Genomic DNA, 12,390 nt, shown 5'->3' with positions numbered 1-12,390 from the left:
GTAGGGTCACTTTAGCTCATCAAAGGTGATGCGATTATGACAACTCGGCACTTTTCCCCATGTTTTATGGCACTTAAAACAATCACACCAAGATTGTAGGGGGTCATATTGGCTCAATAAGGCAAAAAATACCGACGAAAAACCTCGTTTTAAGCGAATTTTGACTGCTTTGCTTTTGTACTGACATATTTCTTTAATCTGAGTTCTCTACTTTTGCCGTCGTTATCAATAAACCCAAATACTCCTGTGCAAACTGAGAAGAGAAAGATGAAAACACATAAACCGTCTAGATTTACTCGTTCTAAAATCGCATTAGCTACCACTTGTGCATTAATAAGTTCACATGCTTTTGCCAATACCCTTGAAGGTCGTATTACAGATGCCAATAATTCAGTGTACTTTGAAGGGGCCAAGATAAGCATAAAAGAATTAAACCGCACCATCAGCTCTGAACGCGATGGTCGATTTCGCTTAACAAACCTGCCTGCAGGTCAATATACCTTGGTCGTGGATTATCTAGGCGCGAAAAGTGTCGAACGTCAAATCATCATCAAAGAGAATGAAGTACTCACTCAACGTATTGCTCTTGAGAACCAAGACGCCTACATCGAAGATGTCATTGTGGTGGGTCAACGCGCAGGACAAGCTGGCGCGCTTAATCGCCAGAAAAATGCCATGGGCGTAAAGTCTATTGTTAGCAGCGACTCAATAGGTCAGCTTCCTGACCAAAATGCGGCTGAAGCGTTACAGCGTTTACCCGGTATGTTTATTCAACGCGACCAAGGCGAAGGCCGATTTGTTGGCATTCGTGGTATCGACCCCAGTTTGAATAATGTCACCATCAATGGCGCAAATGTGCCCTCCCCAGAATCTGGTGTTCGTAGTGTCGCCATGGATGTGATCCCAAGCGAGCTAGTGCAAAGCCTTGAAGTCAGTAAAACCGTTACCCCAGATATGGATGCCAGTGCCATCGGTGGCAGCATCGAAGTCAAAAGCTTAAGTGCCTTTGACCGTGAAGGTCAAAGCTACAGCATGAGTGCACAAGCCACTTACAACGAACAAGTTGAAGCCACCAGCCCTAAGCTCTCTGCCAGCTTTACCGACGTTTATACCCTTAACAAACAGTTTGATCTGGGTATAGCCACAGCCCTATCTTGGTCTGAACGAGAATTTGGCTCGCACAATATGGAGACCGATGGTGGCTGGCAAATGCTCGAACTTGAAACCGACAATGGTGAAGAAGTAGAACTATTTGGTGCTGAGGAAATTGAACAACGCCACTATAAGATTAAACGAGAACGTTTAGGCGCAGCCCTAAACCTTGATTTGCACAGCAATGATTTCAGCAAATACTACCTGCGTACACTGTATAGCGAGTTCTCAGATGATGAGTTCCGTCTGCGCAATGAGTATAAGTTTGATAAAGGTGAATTAGTCTCAGGTCAATTTAACGACTCAAGCGCACAGTTTAGTGGCGCAGAAATGGATCGTGACACCAAAGACAGATATGAGTCACAAACCATTTTGTCATTAGTCACGGGGGCCGAACACCAACTAAGCGATTGGTTTGTGGAGTATAGTATCGGGTATTCCAAGTCTTCTGAAGAAGAGCCCAATCGCATTGATGCTGATTTTGCGGGAGAAGGTTTTACACTCGGTTACAGCCACTTAGGCCAAGCGCCTGCCCTGACACAATCAGCCAATGCCCACCAGCTCGAAAACTTCGAATTAGATGAGTTAGTTTGGGAAAACAACAATACCGAAGATGAAAGCCTGAGTTTAAAGCTAGATCTAAGCAAAGACTTTACCTTAGCTGGCTACAACACCCAGCTCAAATTTGGGGCGAAATATGCGCAACGTGAGAAGTTCAATGCTGTGCGCACCACTGTCTTCGATGGTGGCTTTAATGATGCCACAGCTGCGCAATTTGCTGCGCCATCGCCCGATTGGTCACTCAGTGCTTTTGGCCCGGGTTTATCTCGTTCTGAGATTGCACGATTTGTTGCAACCAACCGTGCTGAGTTTGACGTTAATCAATTAGATTCTGATATCGAAACAAAAGGCAAAAGCTTTACCAGCAACGAAGATATTTTTGCCGCTTACGCCATGTTCACTATCGATATGGGCGCTTGGCAAGTGATCACCGGTCTGCGCTATGAAGCGACTGATTACAGCACATCAGGTAACAAAGTTGAGCTAATTAAAGACGAAGTAAACGATGATGAGCGTGTTGAGATTAACCCTTGGGCGGTTGATAAAGACTACAGTCATCTATTACCGAACTTAACGGTTCGCTACGATATTAATGACAAACTCGTGACGCGATTTGCATACACCAACACCCTAGCTAGACCTGGCTTCTCGGATTCTGCGGCATTTCAAATCATTGAATCAGAAACCACCGAAGAAGATGGTCAGATTGAAACCGAGCGTAAAGCTGAAGTCGGTAATCCGCATTTAGACCCATATGAATCGACAAACCTCGATTGGTCAATTGAATACTACCCGGGCCATATTGGTGTAATTTCAGCCGGCGTGTTCTACAAAGACATAGATAACTTTATCGCCACTAAAGAAGTGCAAGATAACGGACAGTGGGATGGCTTTAAAGAAGTGATGCAAGCAGTCAATGGAGGTGAGGCCAGCCTCTCAGGCGTTGAACTTGCTTATACAAAGAACTTCAAAAATGGCCTGATGTTGTCAGCAAACGGGACTTTTATTGATGCCGACGACAAGCTGCCAAACCAGTCTGACACCGTTGCGAATTTAATGTTCGGCTATGAAAGCGACCATTTTAGTACGCGTTTAAGCGCAAGCTATAAAAGCAAAAGCTTCTCTCATGAAGATAACGATGCCCGCGTGATGCAAGACGCACACACTCAGTTAGATTTCAGCGCCAAGTACTACTTTAATGACCAAACGCAGATCTACTTCAATGCTGTCAACCTAACTGATGAGCCTTACTACCTTTACCACGGTCAGAGTCAATATAACTATCAATACGAAACCTATGGTCGCTCGTTTGAGCTGGGCTTCACATTGACCTCTTTTTAAATTTTAACTTTATGGAGCCGCAAGTAAAAAGCTTGCGGCAGCAGTATGAAAAAGTCTCAGTTAACCTCTCTCATCACAGCCACTTTGCTTACGGTCGGTTGTAGCTCAGTCGCGCTGCACGCTAAAAACACACAGCAAAATATCGCCTTCTTAGCTTTTGGAGATGGCGGCTACCATGTCGATTACCCAAAACAAAAGCACATTGATAAACCGAAAACCAAAGAGGAGTTTATCGCCGCAGAAAAAGCCGACTGGCTCGCTGAACACCGCCCTATTGACGAATTTAGTCACGCGCCTATTTATGTTTATCCAGGTACAAACATAGCCACAGAGCAAGGCGGTGCATTACCTGTGGGCAAGGCCATGGCTGAATTTTGTAAGACCGCACAGTGCCAGTTTGGCATTCAGTTGGGCGACAACATTTATCCCGATGGCGCAGATGCCAAAGATGGTAAAGACGATCAACAACGTATGAACGATCTGATCAAAGCACCATTACAGCCTTTATTTGATCAAAAACCGGATCTTGTTGTTTACTCTGCGCTCGGTAATCACGATTGGAAAACCTCTCGTAAAGGCGTTGCACTACAAACAGAATGGATGAATACACAGCCTAACTTTTACATGGCTGAGCGCGGCTATTACAGCTATAAAAAAGGCTCGCCAGGTAATGATGTGGAGTTTTTTGTGCTCGACACCAATATGCTACTGTCGGGTCAACACTACTATGAAGTACCCTTGTTACCTGATGGCTCAGAGCAAGGACTCGCCTCAGCTTTGGCATCCGGTGCTGCCAGCGTGGAAGACATTGAAAAACATGAAGCGCCTGTAAATGGAGAAGATCACAAGCAGCTTGCTTGGCTTGCCAAAGGCTTAAAAAACTCAACAGCTAAATGGAAAATTGTCTACGGCCACCATATTTTATGGTCAATCGGCGGCTCCAAGTATGATGAAGGCCATGTATTACGCCGCTTAATTTTGCCGGAACTGTGTCAGTACGCCGATGCCTATATTGCAGGCCATGAGCACGACTTAGAACTACTTACCGATGATTGCTCACGCGTACTGCCGGGCAGTAACAAACCTAAGCTACCACTTATCATCAGTGGTGCAGCCTCAAAGATGCGTGGCACACATACCCCTTTTGCCGAGCAGCAAGAGAAACGTTATCCAGAATATGACCTAGTTTGGTCGAAGAGTTTTACCTGGGGTTTTGCCCATATAGAGCTAGATAATCAAGCAGATGAACTGAAAGTACAATTTTATTCAACACCCATTGATGGCAGTGGCAAACCAGTAAAAGAGCAAGGTTTTAGCTTCAAGCATCGTAGTGACTAATCCTTTATTTAAATAACAAGCGCACACAAAAAAGCCAGTGTAAACACTGGCTTTTCATTTAAATTACGAGAGATAATTACTGCTGTATACGACGTATACTTAAGTTATCACCACCATTACTACTCACTTGCTGAACTAGGCTAACGCCTGCAACATCCAGAACATGGAGCGTTTCCATTGTATGCGCTGTTTCAGAGTCTTTAGATGTCTCCTCAGCTAACACATAGAAATGTTCACCAATTTGACCACCGTTATGATCTATATCCGCACTGAATAGGCTATAAGCTTTGCTGCCAGATTGCGTTTCAAGTGACCCCGTCGAGCCTGTGCCTGGCATAATTGCAATGTACGACACTACTTCTGTAGTATGCCCTTCGTTAAGTGTATCTTGCTCGAAAAATGCAGCTTTAAAGCCGGTATTTGAGATGTCTTTCACACGGGTTGCAATGGTATGGCCGCCTTCATAAGTTTGCACTTGTAAGAATACATAGGGGTTATTGGCAAAACTTTCTGCAAAGTTAATATCTTTAAACGTTTTAGTACCATCTAATTCGAAACTCCCCACTTCAAATACAGTACCATCAGTCATCGTATAACGACCTTGTTCAAGAGCCATGTAGTCAAATGATTCTTTCCAAGGATGTACTTGATCTAAGTAATTCCACTCCTTAAAAGCAACGTCAAACGAATTTGGCGCGACATTCCTCAAACGGTTCACCCCACCGTGACCACCATTAAATGTGGGAGCTGAGGTAAATACAGCTGGGTCATAAAAGTTCGTATCACCGAAGCTATAGTTACGCCAATTATGATCCAAATCTTTAAAAATACTATTTGAGATCAGTGTGATTTTGTTATCTAACGCACAAGGGTCTTGGCTATAACACGCCACTGCACTGTTGGTATTAGTAGCTAAATCATTGATACGAAGTGGTAATGTCGCAACTAAGCAAGTACCACCAGTGTAAGGGTTAAGCTTATAAAGCTTAGATTGGTTTTTATGACCATGATCATTAATGACAGTACGACTGATCATCATATCGCCATTTTGCGCCAAAGTAGCACCAGTCACAGCGATAAGGTTATGATCTGACAACTTACTCATACTGTAATTTTCTGGGTCTGTGCGGTCTATCAAATAAACCGAACTAGAAGTCACTAAGTACAGATCACCATCTTTAAACACTAAATCGCCACGATATTGGCCATCGGCGTTATCAAAGTGCATTAGCGCAGTTGCGCTGCCATCTAATTTATTGATGCTATACAATTTGTCATAACTATTGGCTATGAGCTGATCATTTTCAGCATCATACGCCATACCAATCACAGATTTTGTTGTACCATTTATTCTGTGGTGTGTTTTAGTTGCAAAGTCATAATAAGCAAGTCTGCTATATTTAAATCGATCGCCCTGAACCGGAATTTGCGCAAGTACTTCTTCTGGAGCGTCAAGCTCACTCAAATCCACTTTATATTCAAAAGGGATTGGTGAAGACGCATAGTACATACGGTTTAATGTTGAATCATAAGCCATAGCGGCTGAGCTAAATTCGGCCATTGAAAGCGCTTTAGCTGTTTTATCTTGCTCTTGCAGGCTAAATAAAACACCTGGAGCACCGCGACCAGAGTTAATAGAAAATAGTTCACCTTCACAGCTATTAGCTTCAACTTGAGTAGCCAGTGTTGTTGCTGATAACGCAAAAATAGAAAGAAAAGTGTGTGGCATCTTTAGCATAATTAGAACCCTAATTCATATCCTAATAAAAAATGACACAAAGAAATGACACATATATTCCGATTTATGTGGGCCTCAATCCCTCAAGGTAGGTGCTTCCATTATAACTTTGTAACCTGAATAGACTATGCCAACGTTAGCATCCAGATGCAAATATTTTAATAATATAAATAATTAAGTGGTCGTATTTAGAGGTTAAACGGTTTTCAACTTCTCTCTTCATTCACCGACATCATGATATTGCAATAATTCAGGCTGCGCTAGAACTGCGGCTTTGATAGCTTTATCTAATCGCTGAAGAAGTGTTTGCGGCACACTCTTATTACATGCATACCCAAGCTTTGATTCTAGTAAAGGGAGTAACAAACGATAATTTTGTGGATCTATTTTTGCACGCTTAAATTGGTAACGCGCAATCGCATCACCATATGCAATCAAGTCTACTCGCTTGTAATCTATCATTCTAACCAACTCAAGACCGGTTTTAAGATAAACAAATTGAGATTCAGGGATGCCAAAATCCAATAAAGACTGATGACCAATATCGTTTTTTACAACACCAAAAGTCAATGTTTTATCTCGTTTTAATTGCTCAATAGTTATACCGCTATTTTTATGTGCAATCACGGCAACCGTATTGGGTATGACCAAACCTATAAAATTAAATAACTTTTCCCGAGGTTCTGTATAAGTCATAGAAAATACACAGCTGTTTTCTTGTTGCTGTACAGCCTTATAAGCCCGCGGCCATGTGGTTAACATGATATTTGACGCATCCATATACCAACCAAGGTGTTGATACGCAGTGCGGAGCACATTCAAAGCAAGGCCGTGTAACTGACCTTGGCTTTGATAATTGAAAGGCGGATAATCTTCGGTATACCACTGAATATTAGGTGAAGACAGCTGTAAGCTTGTAGACAAGATAAGTGTATTAAGCAGTAAACCTGACATGCACCTTGCTCTAAAAATTTAACAATAAGAAAATTATAGGGCATACTTCTGAATAAAGTATATATCGGCCAAACTAGATGGCATTTTTATTTATTAATCTTTAGCTATCGTAGTAAAAAACCAACAATACTACGAACTAGATTGATAGAAATAAAAATAAAAGGAAAGAGTTGTTGGAATAAATATAGAAGCCCAACCGTAAACATTTAAAATTTAAACATTTACGGTTGGGTGTGAGTCAGCCTGTAAGCCGGGTTCTGTCCCTCTTGCGAGGTGATAATCATTCGTCTAGGCCTAGCATTGCTACTAGGCTCAAGCAACCTACCCGGTTCCGATGTGGGCCACACCATAAGGAACCCTATTTGGTCTTGCTCCGGGTGGAGTTTACCTTGCAACCAACTGTTACCAGTGGCCCGGTGCGCTCTTACCGCACCCTTTCACCCTTACCAACCGAAGTTGGCGGTCTCCTCTCTGCTGCACTTGTCGTAGGCTCACGCCCCCCAGCCGTTAGCTGGCACCCTGCCCTGTGGAGCCCGGACTTTCCTCCCCCTGATCATTTTCGTCACAGGCAGCGATTATCTGGCTGACTCAGGCGGGCGATTATACGCAAGATACAGTAAAATCACACGCTTTTTTGCGGTTAATCGTCTTTATCGGCAATCACTGCTTTGTAAAGCGCATTTTTCTTCAGACCAAAGTACTCAGCAACCACACCACAGGCTTTTTTCAGTGGCATTTCAGGCTCAAGTAAACTCAGCATTTTACGTGCATCAGCTGGTATTTCGTCAGGTTGTTTGGCTTTCCCTGGCAACATTAACACGAGCTCGCCACGCTGCTTCTCTGGCTCATTAGTCAAATACTCAATAAGTTCGCTTACAGAACCACTAAAGAAAGTTTCGTATGTTTTTGTCAGCTCTTTCGCAAACACCACATGTTGCTCTGCACCTAACGCGGTTTGCATATCTTCAAGACTGGCCATGATGCGGTGGGTGCTTTCATACATGATGCTGGTAATGCCGCTTTCAAATGCATCAACAAAGAACTGTTGACGGGCTTGGCTTTTCGCCGGTGTAAAACCAATAAACTGGAATCTATCTGTCGGTAATCCCGAACAACACAATGCCGTGATCGCAGCACACGCGCCAGGAACAGGTGTGACATCAGCTCCCTCGTTACGGCATAAATTTACAACCGCATAACCGGGGTCGCTAATAAGTGGCGTGCCCGCATCCGACACCAATGCAATATCAAGCCCTTCATTTAGCCAATCTAAAACCTGTTGTGCTTTTTGCTTTTCGTTATGATCATGAAGCGCAAAGGTTTTTGCTTTGATATTAAAATGGCTCAATAGCTTACCCGTATGACGGGTATCTTCAGCAGCAATTAAGTCAACCTCTGCTAAAGTTGTTAAAGCACGCTCACTGATATCGGCCAAGTTGCCGATCGGCGTTGCGACCACGTAAAGGGTACCAATTTTGTCTGTATTCTGTGCTTTTGTCATTGAGCTCTCCAGTTTCAGTCAGTAAGATATCCCTTTGAGGAATGTTTATCGTTAGGAAGTTGCGGTGCGACTGAAAGTAATTTGTCTTGTAATAGGTGTATTGTCGGGTTTATCGGCGTGTAGTACAACCGAAAAATCACCAGCTCAACCTCGTGCGGTGCAGAATCAACCGCAAACTCAAGCACCTGAAGTCCTCAATGCGCAAGGACTACTTAACAAAGCGCGAGCCAAGCAAGGCGCATCTCGTATCCAGCTGCTTTATAGTGCCCGTGAAAATGCAATAAAAGAGCAGAACTGGCCTATTTTAGAACAAGCCTGCCTCGCATTAGAACGAAACGAAACTGTCGATTATGTGCAAAATAAACTTTATATCGCACTAGCAAGAACAGAGCTCAATAATTACAGCACAGCACTCAACATTCTTAAAACTTTAAAAGAGCGCTTGTCTTTACCTGAGCATAAAGCGTGGCACCAGTATTTAATGGGTCGTATTTATGCCTCTCAAGGTATGCCGAAAAAAGCACTTACCTACTATTTTAAAGCGGCCGATTTAAGCTTCACTAACAAAGTAGAAGTGGCAAATTTAAATGATGAAATCTGGCAAGCATTACAGCAACTTTCATCCTATGCGTTGGAGCGCTTCGACCGAGGTACTGTAGTCCAAAGAGGCTGGGTAAAATTAGCCAAATACCAACAAATATATATTGGTTCAGGTATACAACTGCACCAAGCCCTTAACAACTGGCAGCGTCGCTTTGTTAATCACCCAGCAACTTACATCTTGCCCAAGAAAGTTCAAAATGCAATAAATCTTGCCCCCTATCAGGCAAAACGTATCGCTGTACTACTACCCCAAAGCGGTAGTAGTAAACGCCTAGGCAGCGCTCTAAAAAATGGGTTCTTAGCAGCTATGGATCACAGTGAGATTACAGAAATCACTTTTATTGACGAGCAACTCAGTGCCGAAGACATAGACAGGCAACTCGCCTCTCAGCAATTTGACTTCATCATTGGTCCGTTACTCAAAGACAACATCGAAAAAGTGAGTAACAGCAGCGCCATTCAAAGCACACCAACACTTCACTTAAATACTTCAGAAACCCCTAGCTTAGCAGGTGAACAATACTTTTTTGCCCTGAATCCTGAACATGAAGTCGAACAAGCTATGGTGCATTTCTTATCGCAAAAATTCCAAAAACCTATGTTATTGGCACCAGATACGCTATCGGGTTTAAGACTCGTTAATCATTTTAAAAATGAATGGCGAAACTATAGCCTAATTGAACCAGAAGTGGGCCTATATACAGATAGCAAAGATATGGCGAAAGTCGTGGCTAACCTACTGGAGGTAGATGCTTCTAAAGAGCGGATCAAAACTGTAAAAAGCCTATTTAGAAAAGAGGTAGAGAGTGAAACGCGTTCTCGCATGGATATAGATGTCATCTACATTCTAGGCGATGCTATCGAAACACGTTTATTAAAGCCTTATCTTGACGTCAACGTCAGTACTTTTGCCAAGCGCATTCCTCTATACGCAAGCTCAAGAAGCTATTCTAAGCGCATGGATCACACTGACAAAGGCGACCTTGAAGGCTTATTCTTTACTGAGCAACCTTGGATGCTAAACAAATCTGTTGATAAGTTTAATCTCAGAGCACAATACGATGCACTCTGGCCAGAACAAGCAGATATAGAGCAGCGCTTATTTGCCATGGCCTTTGACGCCGTTCACCTTATCCCTGAACTGAAACAATTAGCTAAGATCCCAGGTAAAGCCTACTCAGGGCTAACTGGTAAGCTTAGTATTAAAAATAATAATACCGTAGAAAGACGATTAAACTGGGCACAATACAAACAAAAAAAAATTCAGCTAGTTGAACTTGAAGAACAAAAACCAACACCGCTGTTTATGCAAAATCATAATCGCTTCCAAGAAAGCTTAAGGGATTAACTAAATATTAAATAAGGGATCGTATGCTAAAGGGATTGTTTGCCAATACGCGTGCCAAAGGCATGCACTACGAGCAACTAGCAGAGCAATATTTACAGGCACAAGGGTTAAGAGCTGTTGCTCGCAATTATATTTGCAAATACGGTGAGATAGACCTCATCATGGAAGATCAAAACACCCTTGTTTTTGTTGAAGTTAAATATAGAAAAAGCCAAAGCTACGGTGGCGCAATTGCAGCTTTAAGCCCGAGTAAGCTTCAAAAGCTGCAGAGAAGTATTTATCATTACTTAGAATGCAAAAAACTAAAGAATTTACCAATACGAATAGACTTTATTGCTATCGAAGGGGTGAGTTCAGATAATATAAAGTGGATTAAAAACATATATTAATTATGCAAGAATCAATAAAAACAATTTTCACTGAGAGTATTCAAGCACAAATCGCTGCAGGAGAAGTCCTTCCCGATGTTCTTGAAGCTGCAGCCATGACAATCGTGCAAGGTTTAATTAATGGTAATAAAGTGATCTGCTGCGGGGAGTCTAGCTGCCACATGCTTGCTGAGCACTTTGCTGGTCTGCTTGTAAACCACTATGAAACAGAACGCCCTTGCCTTCCTGCTTTCGCTTTATCACAAAATCACATCCACTTAGACATGCACAATACGGAGCATGATAACGACAAATTCTCACGGCAAGTTCGCGCCTTTGCACAACAGGGCGATTTACTTGTTGTCTTTGCTATTGATGGCAACGAAAAAAATATTATTTCTGCAGTAGAAGCAGCGCTTACCAAAGACATGAAAGTCATTGCGCTAGTGGGTGATGAAGGGGGTGAGTTAATTGGCCTACTCGGCCCTAATGACGTTGAGATATTGACGCCGAGTAAGCGCCCTAGCCGCATTATTGAATCACACTTATTTAACGTGCACTGTCTTAGTCAATTAATTGATAACACCTTGTTTCCTCAGGATGATCAGTAATGCCATTTAAACACCTAGCAATTATAACCATTCTTACACTCCTTCAAGGCTGTGCTGCTGCCGTTGTAGCTGGTACAGCGGGTGCTGTATCTGCAGCTAATGATAGGCGCACTATAGGCTCGCAAATAGACGATAACAACATTGAAATTAAAGCGACCTTAGCGCTTAAAAGGGTACCGAACCTAAGCGAGCAAGCTAATATCAGTGTCGTCAGTGTCAATGGCACCATTTTACTTGTTGGCCAAGTACCTTCTAATAATCTAATGTCACAAGCTGCACAAGCTGTCAGGAATGCCGTTACCGTCAAGAATATCCATAACCAATTGCGCATTGGTACACGCATTGGCATCGCCACACAAACCCACGACACCTGGCTAACTTCAAAAGTAAAAACCAAACTACTCACAGCAGAGACCATCACAGGTAATAACATCAAAGTGGTCACAGAAAACAGCGAAGTCTTCTTAATGGGCTTAGTATCAGAAGAAGAAGCTGATATGGCGGTTGAAATCGCTCGTCATGTCAACGGTGTAAAAAGAGTCATCAAAGCTTTTGAATATTTATAGTGCAAAAGGTTACCGACTGCGAACGAAGTGAGTACGGTTCTTTTGCGCAAGGTGAACTGATTTCGTGATGAAGTCACGCTAATCACCTCCGATTGTGAGTTTACGTGCAAAGGGTTAATAATAAGTACGTAGCACTTCATTTCCTTTGCGCAAGAATGGTGTAAAAGGTTACCGACTGCGAACGAAGTGAGTACGGTTCTTTTACGCAAGGTGAATTGATTTCGTGATGAAGTCACGCTAAACACCTTAACATGTGTCCCTAATGTATGATTCAGAACTTTGTAATCAGCATATATCTACCTTCTACAG

Annotated in this window: 9 protein-coding genes and 1 other RNA gene; 6 read left to right on the top strand and 4 right to left on the bottom strand. The window is 42.7% G+C overall.

Annotated elements, in window-relative coordinates:
* The first annotated feature begins 267 nt into the window (after positions 1-267).
* Both ACGHEH_RS17920 and ACGHEH_RS17915 read left to right on the top strand, forming a co-directional pair.
* Positions 268-3,054 (top strand): TonB-dependent receptor, encoded by a 2,787-nt coding sequence (locus tag ACGHEH_RS17920; protein ID WP_390448071.1) that lies wholly within the window; start codon positions 268-270, stop codon positions 3,052-3,054.
* 45 nt (positions 3,055-3,099) lie between these two features.
* Positions 3,100-4,392: a metallophosphoesterase gene (locus tag ACGHEH_RS17915; RefSeq protein WP_390448068.1), complete on the top strand. Its 1,293-nt coding sequence runs from the start codon at positions 3,100-3,102 to the stop codon at positions 4,390-4,392.
* Between the two features lie 76 nt (positions 4,393-4,468).
* Here ACGHEH_RS17915 and ACGHEH_RS17910 read toward each other — a convergent pair whose 3' ends face one another.
* The 4 genes from ACGHEH_RS17910 to rsmI form a co-directional block, all read right to left on the bottom strand.
* Positions 4,469-6,130 carry a hypothetical protein gene (locus ACGHEH_RS17910; protein ID WP_390448065.1) on the bottom strand — a complete coding sequence of 554 codons (1,662 nt, stop codon included), beginning with the start codon at positions 6,128-6,130 and terminating at the stop codon, positions 4,469-4,471.
* A gap of 219 nt (positions 6,131-6,349) precedes the next feature.
* Positions 6,350-7,084 (bottom strand): substrate-binding periplasmic protein, encoded by a 735-nt coding sequence (locus ACGHEH_RS17905; RefSeq protein ID WP_390448063.1) that lies wholly within the window; start codon positions 7,082-7,084, stop codon positions 6,350-6,352.
* Positions 7,085-7,314: 230 nt separating this feature from the next.
* An RNA gene (rnpB, locus tag ACGHEH_RS17900) (RNase P RNA component class A) lies at positions 7,315-7,675 on the bottom strand.
* Between the two features lie 49 nt (positions 7,676-7,724).
* Entirely contained in the window at positions 7,725-8,585 is an 861-nt protein-coding gene (gene rsmI / locus ACGHEH_RS17895; RefSeq protein ID WP_390448060.1) for a 16S rRNA (cytidine(1402)-2'-O)-methyltransferase, read from the bottom strand.
* A gap of 64 nt (positions 8,586-8,649) precedes the next feature.
* Between rsmI and ACGHEH_RS17890 the strand changes: the two genes are divergently transcribed.
* From ACGHEH_RS17890 to dolP, 4 genes are read left to right on the top strand one after another with little or no spacing between them, the layout of a single operon-like run.
* Positions 8,650-10,536 carry a penicillin-binding protein activator gene (locus ACGHEH_RS17890; protein WP_390448057.1) on the top strand — a complete coding sequence of 629 codons (1,887 nt, stop codon included), beginning with the start codon at positions 8,650-8,652 and terminating at the stop codon, positions 10,534-10,536.
* A gap of 23 nt (positions 10,537-10,559) precedes the next feature.
* The gene (locus ACGHEH_RS17885) at positions 10,560-10,925 is read left to right on the top strand and encodes a YraN family protein (protein ID WP_390448054.1); all 366 of its coding nucleotides are present in this window, start codon (positions 10,560-10,562) and stop codon (positions 10,923-10,925) included.
* A 2-nt stretch (positions 10,926-10,927) separates the two neighbouring features.
* Positions 10,928-11,515, top strand: coding sequence for an SIS domain-containing protein (locus tag ACGHEH_RS17880; RefSeq protein WP_390448053.1), 588 nt, complete (start codon positions 10,928-10,930; stop codon positions 11,513-11,515).
* Complete coding sequence (gene dolP, locus ACGHEH_RS17875) at positions 11,515-12,081, top strand: division/outer membrane stress-associated lipid-binding lipoprotein (protein ID WP_349284745.1); 567 nt, start codon at positions 11,515-11,517, stop codon at positions 12,079-12,081. The genes ACGHEH_RS17880 and dolP overlap by 1 nt, the downstream gene beginning before the upstream one ends.
* Positions 12,082-12,390: the final 309 nt, after the last annotated feature.

Origin of the sequence: Pseudoalteromonas sp. MTN2-4, from assembly GCF_042848605.1 — a bacterium.
Lineage (GTDB): Bacteria > Pseudomonadota > Gammaproteobacteria > Enterobacterales > Alteromonadaceae > Pseudoalteromonas.
The sequence above is the reverse complement of the archived record's forward strand: the minus strand, read 5'-3'. Positions and strand labels throughout refer to the sequence as shown.

Excerpts from the sequence above, each read along its gene's own strand:
- ACGHEH_RS17920 (WP_390448071.1), top strand. The coding sequence starts at position 268 with ATGAAAACACATAAACCGTCTAGATTTACTCGTTCTAAAATCGCATTA.
- ACGHEH_RS17915 (WP_390448068.1), top strand. The coding sequence starts at position 3,100 with ATGAAAAAGTCTCAGTTAACCTCTCTCATCACAGCCACTTTGCTTACG.
- ACGHEH_RS17910 (WP_390448065.1), bottom strand. The coding sequence starts at position 6,130 with ATGCTAAAGATGCCACACACTTTTCTTTCTATTTTTGCGTTATCAGCA.
- ACGHEH_RS17905 (WP_390448063.1), bottom strand. The coding sequence starts at position 7,084 with ATGTCAGGTTTACTGCTTAATACACTTATCTTGTCTACAAGCTTACAG.
- rsmI (WP_390448060.1), bottom strand. The coding sequence starts at position 8,585 with ATGACAAAAGCACAGAATACAGACAAAATTGGTACCCTTTACGTGGTC.
- ACGHEH_RS17885 (WP_390448054.1), top strand. The coding sequence starts at position 10,560 with ATGCTAAAGGGATTGTTTGCCAATACGCGTGCCAAAGGCATGCACTAC.
- ACGHEH_RS17880 (WP_390448053.1), top strand. The coding sequence starts at position 10,928 with ATGCAAGAATCAATAAAAACAATTTTCACTGAGAGTATTCAAGCACAA.
- dolP (WP_349284745.1), top strand. The coding sequence starts at position 11,515 with ATGCCATTTAAACACCTAGCAATTATAACCATTCTTACACTCCTTCAA.